At 71.1% G+C, this 23,449-nt stretch carries 21 protein-coding genes and 1 pseudogene; 11 read left to right on the top strand and 11 right to left on the bottom strand.

Going from position 1 to position 23,449, the window contains the following annotated elements; translation table 11 throughout:
• Positions 1-9 precede the first annotated feature (9 nt).
• On the bottom strand, positions 10-1,878 hold the full coding sequence (locus tag MZC64_RS27585) for an ABC transporter ATP-binding protein (protein WP_374205800.1): 1,869 nt from the start codon (positions 1,876-1,878) through the stop codon (positions 10-12).
• The gene (locus MZC64_RS27580) at positions 1,875-3,608 is read right to left on the bottom strand and encodes an ABC transporter ATP-binding protein (RefSeq protein WP_247761850.1); all 1,734 of its coding nucleotides are present in this window, start codon (positions 3,606-3,608) and stop codon (positions 1,875-1,877) included. The genes MZC64_RS27585 and MZC64_RS27580 overlap by 4 nt, the downstream gene beginning before the upstream one ends.
• Before the next feature lie 88 nt (positions 3,609-3,696).
• Between MZC64_RS27580 and MZC64_RS27575 the strand changes: the two genes are divergently transcribed.
• On the top strand, positions 3,697-4,314 hold the full coding sequence (locus tag MZC64_RS27575) for a TetR/AcrR family transcriptional regulator (protein ID WP_247761851.1): 618 nt from the start codon (positions 3,697-3,699) through the stop codon (positions 4,312-4,314).
• Here the strand turns inward: MZC64_RS27575 and MZC64_RS27570 are convergent.
• Positions 4,289-5,080 (bottom strand): isocitrate lyase/phosphoenolpyruvate mutase family protein, encoded by a 792-nt coding sequence (locus tag MZC64_RS27570; RefSeq protein WP_247761852.1) that lies wholly within the window; start codon positions 5,078-5,080, stop codon positions 4,289-4,291. The two genes, MZC64_RS27575 and MZC64_RS27570, sit on opposite strands and share 26 nt — an antisense overlap.
• A 71-nt stretch (positions 5,081-5,151) precedes the next feature.
• Between MZC64_RS27570 and MZC64_RS48830 the strand changes: the two genes are divergently transcribed.
• Positions 5,152-6,105, top strand: coding sequence for a helix-turn-helix domain-containing protein (locus MZC64_RS48830; RefSeq protein WP_247761853.1), 954 nt, complete (start codon positions 5,152-5,154; stop codon positions 6,103-6,105).
• On the opposite strand, the gene MZC64_RS27560 is transcribed toward MZC64_RS48830, so the two are convergent.
• On the bottom strand, positions 6,082-7,293 hold the full coding sequence (locus MZC64_RS27560; RefSeq protein ID WP_247761854.1) for a styrene monooxygenase/indole monooxygenase family protein: 1,212 nt from the start codon (positions 7,291-7,293) through the stop codon (positions 6,082-6,084). The genes MZC64_RS48830 and MZC64_RS27560 overlap by 24 nt on opposite strands.
• 89 nt (positions 7,294-7,382) lie before the next feature.
• Positions 7,383-7,979, bottom strand: a complete 597-nt coding sequence (locus MZC64_RS27555; protein ID WP_247761855.1) for an excalibur calcium-binding domain-containing protein — start codon at positions 7,977-7,979, stop codon at positions 7,383-7,385.
• A gap of 263 nt (positions 7,980-8,242) precedes the next feature.
• Here MZC64_RS27555 and MZC64_RS27550 point away from each other — a divergent pair, with 263 nt between their 5' ends.
• Positions 8,243-9,544: a methyltransferase domain-containing protein gene (locus MZC64_RS27550; RefSeq protein ID WP_247761856.1), complete on the top strand. Its 1,302-nt coding sequence runs from the start codon at positions 8,243-8,245 to the stop codon at positions 9,542-9,544.
• A 100-nt stretch (positions 9,545-9,644) separates the two neighbouring features.
• Complete coding sequence (locus MZC64_RS27545) at positions 9,645-10,379, top strand: hypothetical protein (protein ID WP_247761857.1); 735 nt, start codon at positions 9,645-9,647, stop codon at positions 10,377-10,379.
• A 4-nt stretch (positions 10,380-10,383) separates the two neighbouring features.
• On the opposite strand, the gene MZC64_RS27540 is transcribed toward MZC64_RS27545, so the two are convergent.
• From MZC64_RS27540 to MZC64_RS27530, 3 genes are read right to left on the bottom strand one after another with little or no spacing between them, the layout of a single operon-like run.
• Complete coding sequence (locus MZC64_RS27540) at positions 10,384-11,214, bottom strand: class I SAM-dependent methyltransferase (RefSeq protein WP_247761858.1); 831 nt, start codon at positions 11,212-11,214, stop codon at positions 10,384-10,386.
• A 14-nt stretch (positions 11,215-11,228) separates the two neighbouring features.
• Positions 11,229-11,786 carry a DinB family protein gene (locus MZC64_RS27535; RefSeq protein WP_247761859.1) on the bottom strand — a complete coding sequence of 186 codons (558 nt, stop codon included), beginning with the start codon at positions 11,784-11,786 and terminating at the stop codon, positions 11,229-11,231.
• 9 nt (positions 11,787-11,795) lie between these two features.
• Complete coding sequence (locus MZC64_RS27530; RefSeq protein ID WP_247761860.1) at positions 11,796-12,950, bottom strand: mandelate racemase/muconate lactonizing enzyme family protein; 1,155 nt, start codon at positions 12,948-12,950, stop codon at positions 11,796-11,798.
• 129 nt (positions 12,951-13,079) lie between these two features.
• Here MZC64_RS27530 and MZC64_RS27525 point away from each other — a divergent pair, with 129 nt between their 5' ends.
• The 3 genes from MZC64_RS27525 to MZC64_RS27515 are packed head-to-tail and all read left to right on the top strand — an operon-like array spanning position 13,080 to position 15,702.
• A complete protein-coding gene (locus MZC64_RS27525; RefSeq protein ID WP_247761861.1) occupies positions 13,080-13,892 on the top strand; it encodes an ABC transporter permease in 813 nt (270 codons plus the stop codon).
• A 17-nt stretch (positions 13,893-13,909) separates the two neighbouring features.
• Complete coding sequence (locus MZC64_RS27520; protein WP_247761862.1) at positions 13,910-14,908, top strand: ABC transporter substrate-binding protein; 999 nt, start codon at positions 13,910-13,912, stop codon at positions 14,906-14,908.
• Positions 14,909-14,913: 5 nt separating this feature from the next.
• Positions 14,914-15,702, top strand: a complete 789-nt coding sequence (locus MZC64_RS27515; protein ID WP_247761863.1) for an ABC transporter ATP-binding protein — start codon at positions 14,914-14,916, stop codon at positions 15,700-15,702.
• A gap of 555 nt (positions 15,703-16,257) precedes the next feature.
• On the opposite strand, the gene MZC64_RS27510 is transcribed toward MZC64_RS27515, so the two are convergent.
• A complete protein-coding gene (locus tag MZC64_RS27510; protein ID WP_247761864.1) occupies positions 16,258-17,172 on the bottom strand; it encodes a hypothetical protein in 915 nt (304 codons plus the stop codon).
• 165 nt (positions 17,173-17,337) lie between these two features.
• Between MZC64_RS27510 and MZC64_RS27505 the strand changes: the two genes are divergently transcribed.
• From MZC64_RS27505 to MZC64_RS27495, 3 genes are read left to right on the top strand one after another with little or no spacing between them, the layout of a single operon-like run.
• Positions 17,338-18,012 carry a response regulator transcription factor gene (locus MZC64_RS27505; RefSeq protein WP_247761865.1) on the top strand — a complete coding sequence of 225 codons (675 nt, stop codon included), beginning with the start codon at positions 17,338-17,340 and terminating at the stop codon, positions 18,010-18,012.
• Positions 18,009-19,394, top strand: a complete 1,386-nt coding sequence (locus MZC64_RS27500; RefSeq protein ID WP_247761866.1) for a HAMP domain-containing sensor histidine kinase — start codon at positions 18,009-18,011, stop codon at positions 19,392-19,394. The genes MZC64_RS27505 and MZC64_RS27500 overlap by 4 nt, the downstream gene beginning before the upstream one ends.
• The gene (locus MZC64_RS27495; protein ID WP_247761867.1) at positions 19,391-19,867 is read left to right on the top strand and encodes a hypothetical protein; all 477 of its coding nucleotides are present in this window, start codon (positions 19,391-19,393) and stop codon (positions 19,865-19,867) included. The genes MZC64_RS27500 and MZC64_RS27495 overlap by 4 nt, the downstream gene beginning before the upstream one ends.
• Here MZC64_RS27495 and MZC64_RS27490 read toward each other — a convergent pair.
• Positions 19,864-21,666, bottom strand: a complete 1,803-nt coding sequence (locus MZC64_RS27490; RefSeq protein WP_247761868.1) for an acyltransferase family protein — start codon at positions 21,664-21,666, stop codon at positions 19,864-19,866. The two genes, MZC64_RS27495 and MZC64_RS27490, sit on opposite strands and share 4 nt — an antisense overlap.
• Positions 21,667-21,740: 74 nt before the next feature.
• On the opposite strand from MZC64_RS27490, the gene MZC64_RS27485 reads away from it, so the two are divergent.
• Positions 21,741-22,247, top strand: a complete 507-nt coding sequence (locus tag MZC64_RS27485; protein ID WP_247762152.1) for a 2'-5' RNA ligase family protein — start codon at positions 21,741-21,743, stop codon at positions 22,245-22,247.
• A 33-nt stretch (positions 22,248-22,280) separates the two neighbouring features.
• On the opposite strand, the pseudogene MZC64_RS48065 reads toward MZC64_RS27485, so the two are convergent.
• A pseudogene (locus tag MZC64_RS48065) lies at positions 22,281-22,550 on the bottom strand (alpha/beta hydrolase); the annotation flags it as partial.
• Positions 22,551-23,449 lie beyond the last annotated feature (899 nt).

Genomic DNA, 23,449 nt, shown 5'->3' with positions numbered 1-23,449 from the left:
CCCGCGCACTCACGGCGTCGCGTTGAACTGCGCCGAATACAACCGGTGATAAGCCCCTTGCGCCGCAAGGAGTTCCTCGTGATTCCCCTGCTCCACGATCCGCCCCGCCTCCATCACCAGGATCACATCCGCATCCCGGATCGTCGACAGCCGGTGCGCGATCACGAAGCTGGTCCGGGCCGTGCGCAGGTTGGCCATCGCGTGTTGCACCAACGATTCCGTGCGGGTGTCGACCGAACTCGTGGCCTCGTCCAGGATCAACAGCGACGGATCCGCCAGGAAGGCGCGGGCGATGGTCAGCAGTTGCTTCTCCCCCGCACTGACGTTGCCGCCTTCCTCGTCGATCACCGTGTCGTAGCCCTCCGGCAGGGTGCGCACGAAGTGGTCCACGAACGCGGCCTTGGCCGCGGCCAGGATCTCCGCCTCGGTGGCGTCGGGGCGGCCGTAGGCGATGTTGTCCCGGATGGTGCCGCCGAAGAGCCAGGTGTCCTGCAGCACCATGCCGATCTGGCCGCGCAGGTCCTCGCGTTTCAGGCTGGTGATGTCGGTGCCGTCCAAGGTGATCCGGCCGGCGTCGAGTTCGTAGAAGCGCATGATCAGGTTGACCAGGGTGGTCTTGCCCGCGCCGGTGGGGCCGACGATGGCCACGGTCTGACCCGGTTCGGCGACCAGGGACAGGTTCTCGATCAGTGGCTGATCAAGACTGTAGGAGAAGCTGACCCGCTCGAACTCCACCCGGCCATGGCGTTGTGCCGGAAGGGAACTCCGCACCGGGTCGGGCTGCTGTTCCTCGGCGTCGAGCAGCTCGAAGACGCGTTCGGCCGAGGCCACGCCGGACTGCAGCAGGTTGGCCATGGAGGCGACCTGGGTCAGCGGCTGGGTGAACTGGCGGGAGTACTGCAGGAACGCCTGCACCTCGCCCAGGGTCATCGCGCCGCTGGTGATGCGCAGGCCGCCGACCACCGCGATGAGCACGTAGCTGAGGTTGGACAGGAACATCATCGCGGGCATGATCAGCCCGGAGATGAACTGCGCGCCCAGGCTGGAGCCGAACAGTTTCTCGTTGCGGCTGGCGAACTCCGCCTCGGACTCGCGCTGTCGACCGAAGACCTTGACCAGCTGGTGTCCGGTGAACGCCTCCTCGATGTGCGCGTTGAGCGCGCCGACCTCGCGCCACTGCGCCACGAACAACTTCTGCGAGCGCTTGCCGATCTGGGCGGTGATCACCATGGACAGCGGGATGATCAGCAGCGCGATCACCGCCAGCAGCGGGGAGATGGTGAACATCATCACCAGCACGCCGACCACGGTCAGCAGCGAGGTCAGCGACTGGTTCAGCGTTTGCTGCAACGTGGTGGAGATGTTGTCGATGTCGTTGGTGACCCTGGACAACAGCTCACCGCGGGGCTGGCTGTCGAAGTAGCGCAACGGCAACCGGTGCAACTTCTCCTCGACATCCTCGCGCAGCCGGTACACCACCCGCTGCACCACCCCGTTGAGCAGCAGGCCCATCAGGTAGGCGAACGCCGCGGACACCAGGTACAGCCCGAGCACCCAGGTCAGCGTCACGCCGAGGGCGGCGAAGTCGATGTGCGCGTTGGCATCCCCGCGCATCCGGCCGAGCACGCCGTTGAAGATGATGTCGGTGGCCTGGCCCAGGATCTTCGGCCCGGCAACGGAAAAGCCGACGCTGAGCACACCGAGGGCGAGCACGGCGAACAGTTTCGGGCGCTCCGGCCGCATCCGGCCGAAGAGTCGTTTCGCCGAGGACTTGAAGCTTTTCGCCTTGCCCATCGGCATGCCCATGCCGGGAAAACGCCCGCCCATGGGCCCCGATGCCGGTGGCCGGGGGGCGGTGCTCGTGGTGGGGGCGCTCATGCCGCTTGCTCCGGAGTCAGCTGGGACTGGACGATCTCCCGGTAGGTCGGGCAGGAGTCCAGCAGTTCGTGGTGGGTGCCGGTGCCGACGATGGATCCGTTGTCCAGCACGATGATCTGGTCGGCGTCCAGGATGGTGGACACGCGTTGCGCCACCACCAGCACGGCCGCCTGCCCGGTGTGCGGGCGCAGTGCGGCGCGCAGCCGGGCGTCGGTGGCCAGGTCCAGTGCGGAGAAGGAGTCGTCGAACAGGTAGATCTCCGGTTTCCGCACCAGGGCGCGGGCGATGGACAGGCGTTGCCGCTGTCCGCCGGAGACGTTGGTGCCGCCCTGGGTGATCGGCGCGTCCAGCCCGCCGGGCATGTCCGTGACGAAGTCCTTGGCCTGGGCGATCTCCAAGGCCTGCCACAGTTCCGCGTCGGTCGCGTCCGGATTTCCGTACCGCAGGTTGCCGGCCACGGTGCCGGTGAACAGGTAGGGCCGTTGCGGGACAAGGCCGATCCGCTCCCAGAGCAGTTCCGGCGCGGCCTCGCGCACGTCCACCCCGTCCACCAGCACCGCGCCCGCGGTCACGTCCACCAGCCGCGGGATGAGCGAGAGCAGGGTGGTCTTGCCGGCGCCGGTGCTGCCGATGATCGCGGTGGTCTGCCCGGCCCGCGCGCGGAAGGACACGTTGTGCAGCACGGGTTCGGCCGCGCCAGGGTAGCGGAACTCGACGTCCCGGAACTCCAGTTCGCCGTGCCCGCGCAGCTCGCGCACCGGATTGTCCGGCGGCCGCACCGAAGGTTCGGTGTCCAGCACCTCGTTGATCCGCTCCGCGCACACCGCGGCGCGCGGGATCAGGGTGGCGATGAAGGTGGCCATCATCACCGCCATCAGGATCTGCAGCAGGTAGTTGAGGAAGGCGGTCAGCGCGCCGATCTGCATCTGCCCCAGATCCACCCGGTCCGCACCGAACCACAGCACGGCCACGCCGGAGACGTTGAGCACCAGGATGACCACCGGGAACAGCAGCGCCTGCACCCGGCCGACCCGCAGCGCGGTGTCGGTGAGTGCGTCGTTGGCCGCGGCGAACCGCTTGGTCTCACCGGGTTCGCGGACAAAGGCACGCACCACCCGGACGCCGGTGAGCTGCTCCCGCAGCACCCGGTTGACCTGGTCGATGCGGTCCTGCATCTTGCGGAACTGCGGCACCGTGCGGGAGACGATCAGCCCGATCGCGATCACCAGCACCGGCACGCAGACCAGCAGCAGCCAGGACAGGCCGAGGTCCTCGCGCAGCGCCATCACGATGCCGCCCACGCACATGATCGGCGCGGTCACCAGCATGGTGCACACCAGCACCACGATGATCTGCACCTGCTGCACGTCGTTGGTACTACGGGTGATCAGCGAGGGCGCGCCGAAGGTGCTGACCTCGCGGGCGGAGAACTCACCGACCCGGTGGAAGACCGCGGCGCGCACATCGCGGCCGAAGGCCATCGCACAGCGGGCGCCGAAGTAGACCGCGCCGATCGAACAGACGATCTGGAGGAGGGTGACGGCCAGCATCCAGCCGCCGGTGGACAGGATGTAGCCGGTATCGCCGGTGGCGATGCCGTGGTCGATGATGTCGGCGTTCAGGCTGGGCAGGTACAGCGAGGCGATCGTGCCGATGAGTTGCAGCACGAGCACCGCCGACAGCTCCCGCGTGTACGGCCGTAGATAGGTACGTAACAGTCGGTTCAACACCGAATACCCCACAGAAGAAACGTTCCGTATCTTACGTTTCCAACGTAGACTCCCAGCCTAAGAAACGCAACGTACTTAAAGGGGCAGGGTGAGCGAGCCGAAGTCGCGCCGCCGCGGTGCCGAGCTGGAACAGGCCATTCTGGACGCGGCCTGGACCGAGCTGAGTGAGACCGGGTACAACCGGCTCACCATCGAGGCGGTGGCCGCACGAGCCGGGACCAGCAAGCCGGTGATCTACCGCCGCTGGTCGAACCGGGCCGAACTGGTCCTGGCGGCCTGGAACCACCGGCTACCGGCGCGGATGGACCCGCTGCCCACGGACACCGGGTCCCTGCGCGGCGACCTGATCAAGATGTTCACCGAGATCGCGCGGCGGATCGAGGGCATGCTCAGCGAGATGCTCGCCGGGGTGATGGGCGAGACGTTCCGGCACCCGGAGATCACCGCGGTGCTGCGCGAACGCCTGCACAACTCGCCACTGGCCGAGGTGCTGACCAAGATCCTGCGCGAGGCGGCAGCCCGAGGGGAACTGGACCCCCTCGAACTGTCCCCTCGGCTGATCCAGCTGCCGATCAACCTGGTCCGCCTGGAGGCCATCCACGGCGGCGAGAAGATCACCGACGACACCATCCACGCCCTGGTGGACGAGGTCTACCTGCCGCTGCTGCGCGGACTGGAACTCACCGCGCGCGAAACAACGAGTTGACCTCGCCAAAGGGCAGACCGTCGGCGAGCGCGTCGTAACCGCCGGTCGTCAGGAGTTCCCGCGCCGCCCGTGCGGTGGCGGCGAGCGCGGCCTGGGCGATGCCGGAGCCCACGCTGACCCTGGCCACCCCCAGCTCACCGAGCCGGGCCACCGTGGGGGCGCCGGGCATGGCCATGATGTTGAGCGGGCCGTGCAGGGCTTCGACCAGGGCGGTGATGGTGTCCTCGGCGATGACGCCGGGCACGAACACGCAGTCCGCACCGGCGGCGAAGGCGGCGTTGCCGCGGGAAATCGCCTCGGCGAGGGCTTCGGGGCCGCTGCCGCCGAGCAGGTAGACGTCGGTGCGCGCGTTGAGGACCAGGTCCGCGTCGGCCTTGCGGGCCAGCCGGATCCGGTCCGCGGCGGCGGCCGGGTCGAGCAGCGCGCCCTGCGCGGAATCCTCGACGTTGACCCCGGCCACGCCCAGTTCGGCCAGTTCGGCGACGGTGCCGGCCAGATCGTCGTAGCCGCCCTCGACATCGGCGGTGACCGGGATGGACACCGTGTCCAGGATGGCGCGCACGGCGGCGATCATCCCGGCCCGGTCCAGGCCCTCGCCGTCCGGACGGCCGTGCGCCCAGGACACGCCCGCGCTGGTGGTGGCGATGGCCGCGGCGCCGGCGGCCTCGATGACACGCGCGCTGGCCGGGTCCCAGGCGTTGGGCAGGACCAGCGGGCGGAGTTCGTGCAGCCGCCGGAACTCGGCGGCGTGGTGGGTTCGGCTCACTCTCCCAGCTTGTGTGCCAGGCGGGCACCTGCCTATCTTTTTCGCCTCAGCTAAAACGATGGGCAGGTCTGGTGGTCGCGATCGGGTTCGCCGCACAGGGTGTGGCCAGGGTGCGACTGTCCGTGTCCTGTCTGTGGGAGGTCGTGGCCGGGCTGCGGGTGCGGCGCGGCGGCGAGGGCCGGGTGCTGCACGCGCCCTGGCTCGCGCGCACCGCGGGTCCGCCGGCGGACTCGCTGCTGTGGCAACTGGTCCCGGCCGCACCGCACTACATCCCGGACTTCCTCACCCCGCCGCCGCCGGCCCCGGACCTGACCGCCGAACTGGCCGTGCTGACCGCCACCCCACCCGAGCTGGTGCGCGAACACCTGGCCCTGTCCGGCATCCCGGCGACCCCGGAGATCCAGGCACTGCACGAGGATCCGGCGGCCGGGCTGACCCGGCTGGCCGCGGAGATCACCGGGTACTGGCAGCGCGCGCTGGCGCCGGACTGGCCGCGGATCCGGGCACTGCTGGACCGGGAGGTCTTCCGCGGCGCGCGGGTGCTGGCCGAGCAGGGCACCGGCGCGCTGCTCAACGACCTGCACGAGTCGGTGCGCTGGGACGGCGCGGCGCTGACCGTGGCCAACAACCACTGCCAGGCCCCGAACGTCACCGACGGCCCCGGCCTGGTGCTGATCCCCTCGGTTTTCGTCTGGCCCTCGGTGCTCAGCATCTCCGCCGGCGAGGCCCCGCAACTGGCCTACCCGGCCCGTGGTGTCGCCGCACTGTGGGAAAACCCTTCCGGCCCAACGGAAAACCTGGGCGCGGTGCTCGGCCGCTCCCGGGCGAGGTTGCTGACCGAGATGACCGCGCCCACCTCCACCACCGAACTGGCCCGCCGCACCGGGATGTCCGCGGGTGCGGTGTCCCAGCACCTCAACGCCTTGCGCGGCGCGGGTCTGGTGGCCAGCCACCGGGTGGGCAAGGGGGTGCTGAGCGCGCGCACCGCGCTGGCCGAGGCGTTACTGGGCGGCGGCGCGGGCTGAGGCGGCGGCGAGGTAGTCCAGCGCGGCGGTCTCCTCGGTGAGCCAGCCGGTGTAGTCGACCGGGTTGGCGAAGAGCTGGGCGAACCGGTGCGCCACCTCGGGCACCCGCTGCGCGGTGTCCAAAGTGGACATGACGTGCGCGGGTGGCGGGTCGAGCAGGTCGAGGCTGAACCGGGTGGCGTGCTCGGCCCGCGCCCAGCACCGGGCGAACGCCCCGTGCATGAACTCCGCGTCGAACGGCCGATCACCGTGCGCCACAATGGCTTCCTCGTAACTGCGGGCGGCGTGCGCGGCCATGTTCGCGCCCTGCCCGGACAGCGGATCGTTGGTGACCGCGGTGTCCCCCATGGCCAGCACCAGCGCACCCGAGGGCAGCGTGCCGACGGGGTGGCGGACCACCGGGGTGATCCGGCCGTGCAGGAACTCCAGCGGCCCGGCCGGCTCGGTGCCGTCCAGAATGCCGCCCTGCCAAGGAAAATGCTCCCGCATCAGCTGCTGGGCGCGGGCCAGGTGCGCGTGCGCGTCGGTGATGTCGTCCCAGCGGTCCAGGGGTCCGCCGGGCACCGCGAAGATCCCGGCGCCGTAGACCGGACCGTCGACGGAGAGGATCGGCAGCCCGAAGCACTCGCCGTGCGGACCGAGCGCGAAGCTGAGTCCGGGCTGCGGCGTGCCACCCCGCACGTACAGCACCCCGATACTGCGCCGCGGCTGGGTATGCGGCGACAATTCAGGGTTGCGTGGGAACAACTGGTCGAACTGCGGTCCGCGGCCCGCCGCGACCACCACCAGGTCGAACTCCCGGGCGTAGGGCTCCAGCTCGTCCGGGGTGACCCGGTGCAGCCGGAGTTCGCCGCCCCGCCGGGTGAACTCGGCCATCCAGTCCGCGACCTTCACCCGCTGGTCCACCGACTGCGCGGGCTGGTCCAGCGGCGCCTGCCAGGACATGCCGGGCGCGGTGAAGGAGACGGTTTCCACCGGGATCGCGCGGTCGTCCCAGAAGTTGATGCCGAGTTCGCGCTCGCGGACCAGGGCGGGGTGGAACACGCACTGGTTGGAGATCAGGCGTCCGGCCAGCACCTCGGCGGCGGGGCGTTCGGCGACCACGGTCACCGCGTAACCGTGCCGCAGAAGTCCCAGCCCCAGCACCAAACCGGCCTGCCCGGCCCCGATGATCACGATCCGCCGCATGCCCCCGAGTCAACACCCGGCCCCGCCAAGTCGCCCGCGAGTGGATCATCTCTGCCCACTCGCGCCGCGATGTTCGCCCTGATGGCCGACTACTTCTCGCAGGCCACGCCGTCACCGTCCCGGTCGAGGTGTTTGCCGTACCCCGGTTCGCCGCGATGCAGCGGAGCCGCGCCCTTGCTCCTGACGTCGTCGCAGTTCTTGTAGTACACCGGAGCCGGTTTGGTCTGCCGGGTCGGTTCCGGCGCGGGCGGCGGTTCCGGGCTGGGATCCGGACGGCGTGTGGTGGGCGGCGGGGCCTCGGTGGTGGTGCTGGGCTGGGATTTGTCCACCCGCAGCACCAGCCGGGTGGTGACGGCCACCGCGGTGCCCATGCTGGTCACCGACACCACCCGCCAGTTCGACTCCACGATCACCTGCCGCCCGTCGACGGACTCCACCCGCACATCCCGGAACCCCAGCGCCGCCAGTTCGGCCTTGGCTTCCTTGGGGTTCTTGCCGATCACCCCCGGCGGCACGATCACGCCGGCCGGAGTCTCGGCCGCCGCGGACACCGTCACCGAGGTGCCAGGGTCCGTTGTGCCGCGGCCGCCGGTCAGGCCGCCGATGATCGCCAGCCCGAGCAGGACCAGGCCCGCCACCCACGGCCACTTGCGTTTACGCGACTGCCACCACGTTGTCAGACTCACTCGCCGTTCCTCCCCTGGACGGATATCACCTGCACGTCGTGAGTTGATCCGGTGGCGTTACGGTCCGGGCGGAAAATAGGTTGCCGCCGCCGATACCGTCGGCGCCATGAGTTTCTTCTTCCGACGCTGAGCGACCGCCGGCGGCTCACGGGTATCCCCATCGCCGGTGATGCGGGACGGCAGCACGCCGTCCCGGGTCGCGACGTGGGAGAAGATCAAGTGATCTTTCGTGTTTCTCCGCGTCCGGGCGCAGTCGTCCGCTGGTGACGGCCGCGCGCCTGGTGGCGCGGACGGTGCGGGGTCTGGAACAGATGGTGGCCGATGAGGTCCGCCTGCTGGGCGCCGTGGAGTGGGTGGGGTATCGGGAGGTCGGATTCCGTTGTGCGGAGCCGACTTCGGCGGTACTCGGGTTGCGGTGTGCCGATGATGTGCTGGTGCACGGTGCTTCGGTGCGGGGTGTCGGGGCCGCGCGGGCTGATCTCGGGCGGCTGACCGCCGCGGTGCTGGCGATGCCGGTGGCGGAGTCGCTGGCGGTGCGGAAGCGGTGTGGTGGCGCGGACACCGTTGCGGGGGTTGAGGTTTCGGCTTCGTTCGTGGGGCGGCGGAACTTCAGCCGGTATGACATCGAGGACGCGGTGGGTGGTCCGCTGGCCGCGCGGTTGGGGGTGCCGTACTGGAGCAGGCGGGGTGGGGTCGCGCCGCCGGGTGGTGGGTTGGGCTGGCGGGTGACGCTGGAAGGTGAGCGGGCGCTGGTGGGGTTGCGGATTGGCGAGCGGCCGTTGCACCGGCGGGAGTATCGGCGGGTGACGCGGGCAGGGAGTGTGCATCCGCCGGTGGCCGCGGCGATGGCGCGGCTGGGTGGAGTTGGCGGCCGGATGCTGGATCCCTGTTGTGGGGCGGGGACTCTGGCGGTGGAGGCGGCGTTGGCCGGGGCGGAGCTGGTGCTGGGGTTTGACCGGGATGCGGAGGCGGTGGCGGCTGCGCGGGCGAACTGGGGTGGGGTGACGGGGGCGGACATGGTCGGGGGCGCGGGCGATGCGCGGCCGGGAGCCGGGGTCGGCTGGGAGCCGGCGAGTTCCGGGCAGGCGGGGGCCGTCGACTGGGAAGCGGCGGGCTCCGAGCAGGCGGGGACCGGGGTTGCCTGGAGCGTGACGGATGCCGGGCGGGCGAGGGCCGGGACTGCTTCGAGTGTGGCGGACGACGGGCGGGCGGAGGCTGAGGTCGCCCGGAATGTGCCGAACGCCGGGCAGGTGGGGGCCAGGGTTGCCTGGGCTGTGGCGGATGCCGGGCGGATTCCCGTTGCCGACGGCGCCATCGACCTCGTGCTCTGCAATCCGCCATGGGACCGCCAGGTTCCGGCCGCCGGGATCCTCGCCCGACGCCCGGACCGCTTCTGGCGGGAGTTGCGCCGGGTACTGCGGCCCGGCGGGCGGGCGGTGCTGCTGTTGCCGGAGCACGGCATCCGGCCCGCCGGGTTCCGGGTCCTCTCCCGGGTGCCGATCAGCCTGGCCGGGCGGCAGCCGGAGATCGTCACGCTGGCGGCACCTGGCCCGACCGATCGGTAGGTTCCCCTGCGGGCGGGCCGTCTCCTGGCGAACCCGCCCGCCGGGGCCGATCACTGTGGGATCGTGCGGGCGGCACATCCGAGCACCGGAGGTTCGACACGTGATCCGCCGCCTGGCCGCCGTCACCCTGGCCACCGCACTGGCCCTACCGCTGCCCACCGCCGGCGCGGTCGCCCCGCCGAACTACGGCGACTACGCGCTGGTCTTCGAGCGTGCCGCCGGGCAGCTCTGGACCGAGGGCGTGGTGGCCAGCCAGTGGGCCTGGAAACCGCTCAACGCGGACAAGACCGAGTCCGAGATCGCCTGGGGCCATCCGAAGGAATGGCCGCCCGGCTACGGCGAGCACTTCGTCAAGGACGGGGACTGGCTGCTGGTCAACGGCTACTTCGACCACACCAACAGCAACTTCAACACCCAGCGGGTGACCGCGGAGTCCATCGGCGACGCCCACTGCGCCAACATGCAGCCACTGCCGTCTATCGGAGGTAGACAGCACTACGTGCGCTGGACCATCCCGGCCACCGCCTACTGCCTCTCCGCCACCGGCACGATCAAGGTCGGCGCGAACGGCGCGGTGGTGAACTTCCGGCACGAGCAGATCTGGTACCCGCCCGCGCCGTGCGCCAACAGCTTCCTCGGCGACCAGCTGTGCATCCGCCAGCACGAGCGCTGGTACGACGACAAGGGCGTGCCGTTCTCGCTGTCGCTGGAACGGGATCAGCACATCGCGCTGGGCGTGGGCATGGGGTTCCGGATCCACCAGACCTACGACCGCGGCTGGCCCGCCGAAATCAAGCAGTGGCAGGCCGAGCTGCGGTACGCCTGGCGCTGGTGAGGGGTCAGGGGCGGCGGGCGCGCACCAGGTAGGCGGCCGAGCCGTAGCGCACGCCGTCCTCGGTCAGGTGCGCGGCCAGGTCCGCCCGCACCGCCTCGACGATCCGGGCCTGGGTGTCCGCGTCCTGCTCGCGCATGATCCAGCCGAACTGCTCGGTGATGAACTCCAGCGCGTCCGGGACATCGCGGCCGAACCACATCTGCTCGCTGACCGGGTCCACCGCGATATCGGTGAATCCGGCGGTGCTCAGCAGGTCCCTGGTCAGGTCCGGATCGGTGAGCCCGCCCGCGGTCGGCGGTGGCGTCGTGGGCTCGACGCCGTTAGCGAAGGCGGTGCGGAAGGTGCGCATCCACTCGTTGCGCGGCATGGGTTGCCAGCTCAGCAGGGTGAGCAGGCCGCCGGGGCGCAGCGCGCGGGCCAGGTTGGCGAAGGCGGCGGGGGCGTCGCCGAAGAACATCGCGCCGTGCCTGCTGACCACCCGGTCGAAGGCGTGCTCGGTGAAGGGGTGCACCTGGGCGTCGAGCTGGCCGAACACCGCGTTGGGCAGATTCTCCCGGCCGGCGAGTTCCCTGGCCAGCGCGAGCATGGGCGCGGACAGGTCGACCCCGAGCGCCAGTCCCGATTTCGCCTGCCGCGCGGCGTCCCTGGTGACCTGACCGGCCCCGCAGCCGACGTCCAGCACGGTGGAATCCGGCTCAATCGCGGCCGCGGCGAAGAAGTGCTCCCGGTAGCGGGCCACACCCGCGTCGAAGCGGTCGGCACGCCGGGCCCAGAACTCGCCCTGGCCGCCGTCCCAGGCTTGCAGTTGTTCGGTGTTGGACGGGTCGACTAGCAACTCACTGCTCCGTTTCAGACGCCGATCGCGCCATCGATCCGCTCCCGCAGGAGATCGGCGTGTCCGTTGTGCCGGGCGTACTCCTCGACCAGGTGGATCAGCACCCAGCGCAGCGACACCGTCCCGCGCCAGCCGTCCACACCCTCGACGTCCAGGCTGTCGGCCGCCGCGACGAACTGCTCGGCGAAGGCGACCTCGGCCCGCCAGTGCGCCCAGGCCGCCTCGATCACCGCCGGATCGGGTGCGGCGCCGTCGAAATCGGCGTCCGGCCGGTCGTCGGTGACATACAGCGGCGGCACGTCCTGACCGGCCAGCACCCGCCGGAACCAGCGGCGCTCCACCTCGGCCAGGTGCCGGATGAGGCCGAGCAGGGACAGCGTGGACGGCCCTACCGATCGGTCGGCGAGCGCGCGGTCCAGGCCGGCGCACTTGAGTTCCAGGGTGGCGCGCTGGCCGTGCAGGATGCCGAGCAGCACCGCTCGTTCGGCGCCGGTGGCCGGTGCGGCCAGCCGCGGGTCGCGGTCGGCGGGGACGAACATCTCCGCACGGCGGCGCGGGCTGGCGGTGCTCACGAGCTGACCCTACGGGGCGGCGAGCACGTCCACAGCTCGTTTTCGCACCTCGGCCTCATCCACTTGCACACCCAGCCCCTGACCGGTCGGGACCTGGGCGACACCGTCGCTGACCTGCACTGTTGTCCCGCCGACGTAGGCGGAGTCGATGAACTGCCTGCCGTTGAGGTCGACCGGGCCGGTGATGCCGTGCGCGGCGAAGAGGTGCAGCGCGGCGGCCAGCCCCAGGTCGGAGTCGGTCAGGCCGGAGCCCATCAGCCGCACCCCGCTGTCCTGGGCGAGCTGGCACAGGCGGCGGGACAGGGTCAGGCCGCCGGTGCGCTGCACCTTGGCGATGGCCACGTCTACCGCGTCCAGACGGATGAAGGTGGCCAGATCGGTGGGATGGCGCAGGCTCTCGTCCAGCGCGATCGGCAGCGGGCTCAGCACCCGCAACCGGCGCAGCCCACCGATGTCGTTGGCCGGCAACGGTTGTTCGAACTCGGTGACGCCCAGCCCGTGCAGTTCGCGGGCCAGTCGGAGCGCGCTGTCCACGGTGTAGGCCTGGTTGGCGTCCACCCACAGCGGCGCGTCCGGGGCGGCCGCGCGGGCCGCGGCGACCACGGCCAGGTCGGTGCGCTCGGCGTGCAGACCGATCTTGACCTTGAACGCCCGGTAGCCGGCAGCCAGGCCCTCGGCCACCGAATCGGCCACCTCGGCCGGGGTCTGGCCGGAGAGCACCCAGGCCAGTTGGATCCGCTCGGCGCGGCGCTGACCCCACAGCACGCCCAGCGGCACGCCCAGCGCGTGGCCGAGCAGGTCGTGCAGGGCGATGTCCACCGCGGATTTGGCCAGTGGCGCGCCGATGGAGAAACCGCGGTTGATCACGCGGTCGAACACCGCGGTCACGCCGTCCAGGTCCCAGGCCGGGCGGCCGAGGATGGCCGGGGCGAGGTAGCGGTCAATGGTGGTGACGATGGATTCGGCGGTCTCGTAGGTCCAGGCCGGGATCGGGGTGGCCTCGCCCCAGCCGCACACCCCGTCCGCGCTGACCTTGACCAGGATCCGGATGCTGGGCCGCCCGGCCACCGCCACCGCGCCACCGGCCACCCCGAAGTCGCGCAGGGTCGGCAGCGCCACCGCGAAGGTCTCGACCCGCTCGATCGTGAGGCCGGACAACGTCATCGGGCTCCCTCCCCCTCTTGACCGTGCTGGACGACGGCTCTAGCGTACTGACCCAACGCGATTCGGAAAGCGCTTTCCGACTGGACAGTGCTGAGCGTACGGCGCTTTCCACCGGAGAACGGGGAGCCGATGACCGAGCGCGAATCCGCAGGCGCCGCCCGCGCCCGCCGGTGGCTGGAACGCTCCTGGCGGCCGGTCGCGCTGCTGGCCGCCGGCCTGCTGGCCTGGCAGTTGATCACCGTCACCGGCCTGGTCGCGCCCTACCTGGTGCCCTCCCCCGGCGCGACGCTGTCGGTCTTCGCCGCCAAATGGTCCTACCTCGGCGAACACACCTGGGTCACCAGCTACGAAACCCTGCTGGGCTTCCTGATCGCCGCGGTGCTGGGCGTGCTGGCCGCGGTGGTGATGGTCTACTCGCCGACCGTGGAACGCACGCTCTACCCGATCCTGTTGTTCGCCCAGGTGATTCCCAAGATCGCGATCGCGCCGCTGTTCGTGGTGTGGCTGGGTTTCGGCCTGGAGCCCAAGGTCCTGGTGGCGGTGCTGATCGCGTTCTTCCCGGTGGTGATCTCCATGGTCACCGGGCTCAAGTCGGTCAGCGCGGAAATGCTGGAACTGGCCGCCACCATGGGCGGCGGGGCGGTCAAGACCTTCGTCAAGATCCGCTTCCCGGCCGCGCTGCCCCAGTTGTTCGCCGGCCTGAAGGTCGCGGTGACGCTGGCGGTGACCGGCGCGGTGGTCGGCGAGTTCGTCGGCGCCAACGAGGGCCTGGGCTACGTGATCCTGCAGGCCAACGGAAACCTCGACACACCAATGCTGTTCGCCGGCCTGATCCTGATGTCGATGATCGGCGTCGTGCTGTTCGTCCTGCTGGAGGCCGCCGAGGCGCTGCTGCTGCCCTGGCACGTCAGCCGCCGCACCCCGACCGACACGACCCTCTAGTCGAAAGGCCACCGCCCATGAGGACCACCGGTCGCGCTCTGCTCGCCGCGCTGTTGTTAGTGACCGCCACCGCGTGCGGCGGTGGCGGCGCGCCCGATCCGGGCAGGCAGATCACCCTGACCCTGAACTGGTATCCCTACGGCGAGCACGCGCCGTTCTACCACGGGCTCAAGCAGGGGATCTTCCGCAAGCACGGGATCAACCTGAAAATCCAGGCGGGCCAAGGCTCCGGCAAGACCGTGCAGGCCGTCGGCGGCGGCCAGACCGAGTTCGGCTGGGCCGACACCGCCTCGCTGCTCACCGCGGTCGACTCCGGCGTCCCGGTGAAAAGCCTCGGCGTGTACCTGCAAACCACTCCCGCTTCGGTGCAGTTCTTCGGGGACAAGGGATTCAGCAAACCCAGCGACCTCAAGGGCCGCACCGTCGCGCTGACCGCCGGCGACGCGCTGTCCAAGACCTTCGGCGCCTTCCTCAAACAGAACGGCATGACCGAGACCGACGTCCGCATCCAGAACATCGACCCGGCGGGCAAGATCGCCGCGGTGATCGCGGACCGGGCCGACTCACTGGTCGGCAACGCCAACGACCAAGGCCCCACCATCCAGGACAAGGCGAAGAAACCCGTGTCCTACCTGCGTTTCGCCGATTTCGGCCTGAACTACTACAGCGACGGCCTGCTCACCTCCACCGCCCTGCTGGACAAGGACCCGGACCTGGTCAAGCGCATGGTCGCGGCCACCACCGAAGCCTGGGCGGAAGCGGAGAAGAACCCGGCCGCCGCGGTGGAGTCCATGCAGGGCGCCGCCGAACAGCTGCCGCCGCCCGCGGTGGTGCTGGACCAGTTCACCGCCACCCGCGCCCTGCTGCGCACCGAGTCCACCCGCAACCTGGCGCCCGGGGTGAACATCGAGGCCGATTGGAAGGCCACCATCGAGGTGTTCGTGCGCACCGGAGTCCTGGCCACGGCAAAGGATCCCTCGACCTACTGGGCGCACACCGTGGCGGCCAAGGGATGAGCCGGGTGATCACTACCCGCACCAGCCACGCCGTGCAACTGAACGCGGTCACCGTCCGCTTCCGCGCCCGCAAGCTCGCGGTGACCGCGGTCGAGGAGGTGTCGCTGGATGTCGAACCGGGCGAGTTCGTCAGCATCGTCGGCCCCTCCGGCTGCGGCAAGTCCACCCTGCTGAAACTGGTGGCGGGCCTGCTTTCCCCGTCCGCGGGCACGGTCCGCCTGCTCGGCGACCAGGTCCGCGGCCCCCGGCACGACATCGGCTACGTCTTCCAACGCGCCGCCCTGCTGGACTGGCGCTCGGCCCGGCGCAACATCCTGCTCCAGGCGGAAATGCGCGGCATGCCAACGGCCGAGGCCCGGCAACGCACGGACGAGCTGATCGAGTTGACTGGGTTGAGCGGCTTCGCCGACGCGCTGCCGCACGAGCTGTCCGGCGGGATGCAGCAGCGGGTGGCGCTGTGCCGGGCGTTGCTGCACCGGCCGCGGGTGCTGCTGATGGATGAGCCCTTCGGCGCGCTGGACGCGCTGACCCGGGAGCAGATGAACGTGGAGCTGCACCGGATCTGGCGAGAGACCGGCACGACGGTGTTGCTGGTGACGCACTCGATCGCGGAGTCGGCTTATCTGGCCAACCGGGTGGTGGTGCTGACGGCGCGGCCGGGGCGGGTCGCGGAGATCATTCCGGTGGGGTTGCCGGAGCGGCGGGGGTATGCGGAGACGATGGCGTTGCCCGGGTTCTCGACGGTGACGGGGCGGATCCGGGAGTTGCTAGGGGCGGCGACTGCGGCGGAGTGAGGCTGACGGCTGGCCAGGGGGCCGCAGGGCGGGACGGGGCGAGGCGGTCACGACACGAGCCTGACGGCTGCGGGGGCGGGGGCGGCCACGCTCGCGGAACAGGTCCGCGGCGCGGAGGCCGGGGTCGGGAGCCGTGACTGGATCGGCCCTGCCTCGGCTGAGCCCAGGGTCGCGTGCCTACCGAATGGTCGGTGGGCACGCGGGACAGCAGGTCTGCGTGCCTACCGAACGGTCGGTCACCTTGCACGTTGGCTGGTTCGCACCTCTACCGAACGGTCGGTCGGCTTACGCGTTGGCTGGTTCGCACCTCTACCGAACGGTCGGTCGGCTTACGTGATCTGGTGCTGGGCCGCGCCGACCAGGCGTTCCCGCGCGGACCTGCTCGCGCGACAGCGCCGCTCCCTCTTCCCCTTCCCTCCCGGCTGATCTTCGCTCTTCGCCCACGACGATTAATTTCGATCGACACTGAAATAATCGCGACGCCAGAGAAAACAAGCCAGCCGGAAGCGCAACTGGCCACCCCGAACGGCCTGGCTCAGCCCGAGTGAGCCGTGCTCAGAACGCCGGGATCTTGGTGATCGGCGAGTTGCCGTCACCGGCGGGAGTCAGCGTGATCTGCCAGCCCCGGTTGCCCTGGAACCCCTGCAGGAACTTGGCGAACCCGCAGTCCCTGGTGAACCCCCGCCGCCCGGCGTCCCAGTCCACCCCGGTCTTGTAGTAGACCCCGTAGGTCCCGCTGGGCAGTCCGGTCAGCGTGGCGCTGGCGCCGGCCCGCACGTAGATGGTGGCGCGCGGGTCGGTTGGTTCGCCGACCACCGCGGAGACCGCCACGTCCTGCTTGCCGTTGTTGGTCACCGCCAGGGTGCCGCCGCCCTTGGCGCCGGCGCGGTGCACCACCTCGCCGTTGGCCGCTCGGCGGTTGGGCAGGTCAGGGGGCTCGGGTGGCAGCGGCAGGCCGGCGAACTTCAGGCCGGCCTTGGTCAGTTCGGCCGGGAACCCGCGCATGTTGTCCCGGCGCAGCTCGACGATCGTGCTGACCTTGGAGTTACGCACGAAGACGCCCTCGTCAACCCGGGTGCCGCACTCGGTCAAGCGGTCGCTGATCGTCAGCGGCTGCGTCATCGCGCTCAGGCCCAGGAAATAGCTGTCGAAGCGCCGGTGCTGGCCGCGCAGATCCGCTGGTGGCGTCAGGTCGCGGAACTTCATGTTCTGCTTCATCAGCGCGTTGCCGAGGGCGGCGCGGGCGATGTTCAGCTCCGCCAACGTGTTCGCCGCGACGACCCGCTCGCCCAGCGGGCGGACCACATCCTCCAGCTCGGTGAGCGCGGCCTGGTACTGCTCCCTGCTCAGTTCGACCGGTGCGGCACTGGTGCTGCTGCTGGTCGGCGCCGGTGCGCTCGGGCCACCGCAGGCGCCCACGGTCAGCAGCGCGACGGCCAGCACAGCCGACACGGTTGCCGAGTTCCCCATGACTCGTCCCCCAGATCGTCCTCCTGCTGCGGCGCAGGCTAGCAGCGGCCGGCCGGGTCCGCTCGGCCAGGCTGGTCCGGGCACAGTGGACGGTGCTGTGTCGTAGTTGTGTCGCAGCGCGCCGCTGACCGTGCCCCGGCCCCGTTGCCACCGCATACTGGCTTGGTGGCCGCGATTCTGCTCGTCGAGGATGACCCGCTGGTGCGTCGTGGGCTGCAGCTCGCGCTGACCCGGCACGGCCACGAGGTCCGCACCGCCGAGGACGGCGAGACCGGGTTGCGCGAGCTGGCCGGCACGCCGCCGGACATCGTGGTGCTGGACGTGATGCTGCCCGGGATGGACGGGTTCGAGGTGTGCCGCCGGATCCGGACCTCCGGGGCGGTGCCGGTGATCATGCTGACCGCGCGCGGTGACGACTTCGACGTGGTGCACGGGCTGGCCGCCGGGGCGGATGACTACGTGATCAAACCGGCCCAGCCGACGGTGCTGGACGCGCGGATCCGGGCGGTGTTGCGGCGGGTCGGGGTGGAACCGGACGGGGTGCTCGGCGGCGGGGCGCTGGTGATCAATCCGGTGGCGGCGACGGTGTCGCTGGCCGGGGCGCCGGTGGCGTTGACGCCGACGGAGTTCCGGTTGCTGCTGACGCTGGCCCGCGCGCCGGGGCGGGTGTTCAGTCGGCAGCAGTTGCTGGAACTGGTGTGGGAGCACGACTATCTCGGCGACTCGCGGCTGGTGGACAACTGCGTGCAGCGGTTGCGGGCCAAGATCGAGGACTCGGCGCGGGAGCCGGCGCACGTGCAGACCGTGCGCGGTTTCGGCTACCGGTTTGGTCCCGGATGAGGCGACACAGCCTGCGCACCCGGCTGGTGGTGGCGTTTGTGCTGGTCACCGGGCTGGGCGCGGTGGCGGCGACCTGGGCGAGCGCGGGGTCGGCGCGGGCCGCGCTGCTGAGTGAGGCGCAGCAGCGGCTGACCGGGGAACTGACCGCGCGGATCGGTGCGGTGGCAGCACAGGTGAGTTTCCCGCCGGACCAGGCCACGCTGGACCGGCTGCGGGCGGCGGTGGGCGACAACACGCTGGTGTCCACTGTGGACCTACAGGCCGGCGCCGGGGCGGAGCGGGCGGCCGAGGCGTTGCGCACCGCGGTGCGGGAGCGTAATCGGCTGGTGTGGCAACGGGTTGAGCAAGATGGGCCGCGACTGCTGATCGGCACCCCCGTCATGATCACCGCGGTGGACGGACAGCGGCGGCCCTCGGGCATCGAGGTCTACGCGGTGCGCGATCTGGCCGGCACCCAGGCGCAGCTGGACGAACTGACCATGGCCGCCGCGCGCACCAGCGCGATCGCGTTGCCGCTGGCGGTACTGGTCGCGTTGCTCGCCGCGGGCGGGGTGTTGCGGCCGGTGCGGCGGGTGCGGGACACCGCGCGCAGGCTGGCCGCCGGAGACCTGGACGCGCGATTGCCGGTGCGGGGCAAGGACGAACTGGCCGAACTGGCGGGCACGGTCAACGAGATGGCGGGCTCCTTGCAGCACACCGTGGCCGAGCTGCGGCGGCTGGAAGCCGACGCGCGCCGGTTCGTCGCCGATGTCTCGCATGAGCTGCGCACCCCGCTGAGCACACTGGCCGCGGTGAGCGAGATCCTCCAGGGCAGCAGCGCGCAACTCGGTGCGGCGGAACGGGAATCGGCGGAACTGGCGGTGGCCGCGACCCAGCGGCTGGTCCGGCTGGTCGAGGAGTTGATGGAGGTTTCCCGGTTCGACGCGGGCATGGCGCAGCTGCGCATCGAGCCGGTCGAGGTGGGTGGGGCGATCCGGGACTGCCTGCGGGCCCGCGGCTGGCTCGACCGGGTGCGGACCGAGTTGCCCGAGCCGGTTCCGGCGCGACTGGACCGGCGTCGGCTGGACGTGATCCTGGCGAACCTGGTCGGCAACGCGTTGCGGCACGGCGGGCCACCGGTCACCGTGACACTGCGCGCCGAGGCCAGGCGGATCGAGATCGAGGTGACCGACCGGGGTCCCGGACTGCCGGAAGCGGTGCTGCCACACGTGTTCGACCGGTTCTACAAGGCCGACGCGGCCCGCTCGGGCACTGAGGGCAGTGGGCTGGGCCTGTCCATCGCGCGGGCGAACGCCCGGCTGCACGGCGGCGACCTGACCGCGGCGAACCGGCCAAGCGGCGGCGCGTGCTTCCGCCTGGTGCTGCCCAGGGAGGCGACATGAGGCGGATCGGCTTGGCGGCGCTGGTGTTGCTGACCGCGGGCTGTGCCATCCCATCGTCCACTGTGGAGGATGGCGGCGAGGCGCCGACCGGGGTCTCGCCAGGGATCACACTGTACTTTGTGGACGGTCAGGGCCGGTTGCGGCCGGACGAGCGCCACACCAGGAACCTCGGCTCGATCGGCGAGGCGGTGTCCCTGCTGCTCACCGGTCCCGGCAGCGCGGCGCCCGCCCTGCACACCGAGATCACCGTCACTGGCACGACCAGGGTGTACGCGACCACCGAGCCGGACCTGATCACCCTCACCCTGCCGCTGACCCGCGACGAAGTGACCGACCGCGGGGTGGACCAGGTGGTCTGCACCGCGCTGGGCGTGCACGTGCAGAGCGGCGGATCGGCGACGACCAGGGTGCAGTTGAACTTCACCCTGCCCGGCGCCGATCCGCACGGTCCACGCACCTGTCCGGCGACCTAGCAGCCGTGGAACTGTTTGTCCCCGGCCCAGCCGGTGTTGGCCCAGGTTTCCGGTGCCACCCGGGCGATCCCGGAGTAGCGGGCGGCGAGCGCGTCGAGCAGCCAGGCGGTGAAGCGGGCCGCGCCAGCGGGGCAGGTGTGGATGCCGTCGGAGCTGCGCTCGATCCGGCCGTCCCGTTCCCGCTGGTACGCCTCGCCCCAGACCTCCTTGCCCTCCAGCACCGTGGCGCCGGTCGCCTTGATCGCGTCGGTGGTGCGCCCCAGCTCGGCCATGTGCCCGGCGTAGAAATCGTCCGGGCGGATCGGCGGCATGGTCACGAACACCACCTTGGCGCCGCCTGCCTCGCGCACCAGGCGTTCATAGCCGGCACGCTGTTCGGCCGGGCTGCCCCAGTCGTAGGTGGTGACCTGGTACACCAGCACATCCGGGCGGAACTCGGCGAGCACGCGGGGCAGTTCGGCCCAGGTGGACTCGGCCAGCGGGCCGACCACCCCGCCACCACCGGCGGCGGCGATCGACTTCAGGGTGAGCCCGCTCGCCTTGGCCGCGGCGGACAGCGGCAAGGCCAGTCCGGCGGCGATCGAGTCGCCCATGAACAGCACCTTGGACACCTTGGGGCCGTTGGCCGACACCGCGGGGCGGCCGCCGAGCGCGCTGGTGTCGATCGCCGCGGTGGCCGGGCGGGGCAGCACGATCCAGGTCAGTGCGACCACGACCAGGCTCGCCGCGAACGCCGCCAGGCCGGTGCGGCCACGGGCCCAGGCTGCCCGGTACCGGATCGGATCCTCCACCAACACCTTGGACAGCACGGCCAGTCCCAGCGACACGGCGCAGACCAGCAGCGTCCACAGCCAGCCGTCCAGGCCGGTCTTTTCCTTGGACAGCAACAGGAATACCGGCCAGTGCCACAGGTAAAGCCCGTAGGAGACCAGACCCAGCCCACGCAACGGCTGCCAGCACAATCCGCGGTCCAGCACCGAGCCGGGCGCCAGCAGGATGAGCAGCGCGGCGGCCAGGGACAGCGCGAACAGCCCGCCCTGGAACAACATCGGCGACTTCTCCCCGTCGACCAGCAGCCAGGCCAGCGCCAGGCCGAGGGCCAGCGGCACCGCGGTCCAGGACGGCAGCGTCCGCCGCACCCACTCGCGCACCGGCTCGGTGGCCGCCAGCGCGCCCAGCAGCAGGGCGAAGGCGCGGGTGTCGGTGCCGGTGTAGACCCGGTCCGGGTCGGTGAGCACCAGCATCAGTCCCAGCGAGGCCAGCGCGCCCAGTCCGGCGGCCAGTGCCACCGCGCGCTGGCGGCGCAGGCCGAACACGACCAGCGGCCACAGCAGGTAGAACTGCTCCTCCACCGCGACGCTCCACAGGTGCCCGAACACCCGGCCCGGCCCGAACCGGTCCCAGTACCCGGCCGATTCGGCCAGCAGGTGCCAGTTCGCCAGGTTGAGCTGCACCCACGGACCGTCTGCCAGCGCTGTGCGCAACAGGTCGGGTGAGCCGAAGGCCCAGGTCAGCAGGGTGACCCCGGGCAGCAGCACGGCGAGAGCCGGCCACAGCCGGCGGATCCGGCGGCCCCAGAACGCGGTCAGCGAACGGGTGTGATCACGCAGTAGCAGGTCGGTGATCAGGTAGCCGGAGAGCACGAAAAACAGGTCCACGCCGAGGAATCCGCCGCTGAGGTGGCCCGCGTGGAAGAGCAGCACCCCGGCCACGGCCAGGCCGCGCAGCCCGTCCAGCGCGGGCAGCCGCGGCCGCGCGCCGGGCTCGGCGACCGGGCGCGCCGACAGTAGGTTGGTCATGCCCCGAGCCAACGCGTCCAGTTCCCCGCCTGGATCTCCGTCCTGTCGCAGTCTTGTCGCGGCACAATGGCCCGGTGCCGGCCCTGGGAACCACCGCGTTGCTGATCCTCGTCCCGGCCGCCGAGCCGCTGCTGGAGGCGGCCCGCGCGGTCAATCCGGCCACGGTCCGGCCCGGTCTGCCCGCGCACGTCACCGTCAGCTACCCGTTCGTTCCGTTCACCGAGGATCTGACCGCCGCCGTCCACTCGCTCGCCGCGGACACCTCGCCGATCGATCTCACGCTGGCCGAAGTTGTTGTCAGACCGGGCTTTCTGGCCGTCACCGCACCCGGCGCCCAGGAACTGGCGGACCGGGCCGGGCAGCGCTGGCCCTGGCTGCGGCCCTATGACGGGCGGTTCGGCGAGCGGCCGCCAACGCATCTCACCGTGGCGCTGGGGGCGAGTGCGGGCGAGGCGGACCGGATCGGCGAGCAGGTGCGCGCGCTGCTGCCGATCCGCCTCGCCGCGACCGGGCTGGAACTGGTGGAGCGGACCGTCCGGGGCTGGCAGGTGCGGCTCAGCGCGCCGTTCGGTCCGGGCTGAGCGCAAGACCCGGGGCAGCCGCCCGCGCAACCGCTCGGCCAGTGCCACACCGCCCTGGTACGGGGTGGCCGGATCGCGGCGGGACTGGAGCACCAGCGGGGTGGTGGTCAGGCCGTGGCCGGCGATCCGGACCTGCGGGCTGGGCTGCTGCGGCCAGAACGCGCAGGGCAGGTCGGCGAGCATGAAGTACCGGCCGTTGAACGGAAACCGGCGCTCCAGCTCGGCCGCGTCCCGTTCGTAGACCGCGGGATCGCGCGGCCAGCGGTCCTCACCACAGGTCAACCCGAGGAACACCGAGGTCATGTTCAGCGGCCGGTGCTCGCCGCCACCGCTGGGCAGCTCGGCGCCGAAGGGACGGGTGGCCTCCAGCAGCAGGGTCCCGGTGCGCTCCCGGTTCAGCTCGACCAGCAGCCGCTCCACCAGACCCCAGGTCCGCCGGTAGTTGACGTAGAACCCGGTGGCGCTGAACAGGGTGTCGCCGGTGGCGAACCGGCCGGGCTGCTTCGGATCGGCGATCGGGTTGTCCTGCAACCACTTCCGCAGGCGGGTCCAGGTGGCCAGCAGTTCGGCCCTGGTGCCGCCGAGGCCGTTGGTCGCGTGTCTGCTCACGATGTCGTCGAACATCTCGTTGGTGCGCTGCTCTTTTGCCTCGGCCTGGGCGACCCGGCTGCGCCGCCAGGCCCAGTCGGGGTGGATCGCCGAGTCCAGCACCGCCCGTTCCGGCGCGTACGGCTGGGCCGGGGTACGCGGGCCGACCAGGCCGCCGCAGTCGATCGGGGTGCCGTTGACCGTGCCGCGCGGGGCGAACCCGATCAGGTCGTAGCTCGCCGCCAGTTCCGGGAACCCAGCCCAGAGCGCGGTCCAGGCGAAGACGCCGTCCGCGCCCGGACCGCCCGGGTTGGTGAGCAGGACCCCGCGGCGGCGGGCCGGATCGGTCGCCTTGATCCGGCTGACCCCGATGCTGATCCGCTCCGCCCACGGCCGCGAGTAGTCCCGCGGCACGCTGAGCCGGGCGCACTCGATGGCCACCCCAGTCGGCGCGCCGGCAAATCCGGCGCAGTCCCCCAGCTGATCGGCCTTGCCTCCGGCTCGGCCCCGGCCGGCGTGGTGATCAGGCCGGTCCCCGCCAGGCCCCGAGCGCGAGCGCCACCCAACGTCGAGCACGCGGCATGTCGATCCGCCCTGCGTCGTAACCCCCACTA

Origin of the sequence: Crossiella sp. S99.2 (assembly GCF_023094165.1) — a bacterium.
GTDB lineage: Bacteria > Actinomycetota > Actinomycetes > Mycobacteriales > Pseudonocardiaceae > Crossiella.
This window is presented reverse-complemented; position numbering and strand designations above follow the sequence as displayed.

Bases quoted from the DNA above. Each gene is read 5' to 3' on its own strand.
- MZC64_RS27585 (WP_374205800.1), bottom strand. From the start codon at position 1,878: ATGAGCGCCCCCACCACGAGCACCGCCCCCCGGCCACCGGCATCGGGG.
- MZC64_RS27560 (WP_247761854.1), bottom strand. From the start codon at position 7,293: ATGCGGCGGATCGTGATCATCGGGGCCGGGCAGGCCGGTTTGGTGCTG.
- MZC64_RS27530 (WP_247761860.1), bottom strand. From the start codon at position 12,950: ATGACGTTGTCCGGCCTCACGATCGAGCGGGTCGAGACCTTCGCGGTG.
- MZC64_RS27525 (WP_247761861.1), top strand. From the start codon at position 13,080: ATGACCGAGCGCGAATCCGCAGGCGCCGCCCGCGCCCGCCGGTGGCTG.
- MZC64_RS27520 (WP_247761862.1), top strand. From the start codon at position 13,910: ATGAGGACCACCGGTCGCGCTCTGCTCGCCGCGCTGTTGTTAGTGACC.
- MZC64_RS27510 (WP_247761864.1), bottom strand. From the start codon at position 17,172: ATGGGGAACTCGGCAACCGTGTCGGCTGTGCTGGCCGTCGCGCTGCTG.
- MZC64_RS27500 (WP_247761866.1), top strand. From the start codon at position 18,009: ATGAGGCGACACAGCCTGCGCACCCGGCTGGTGGTGGCGTTTGTGCTG.
- MZC64_RS27495 (WP_247761867.1), top strand. From the start codon at position 19,391: ATGAGGCGGATCGGCTTGGCGGCGCTGGTGTTGCTGACCGCGGGCTGT.
- MZC64_RS27490 (WP_247761868.1), bottom strand. From the start codon at position 21,666: ATGACCAACCTACTGTCGGCGCGCCCGGTCGCCGAGCCCGGCGCGCGG.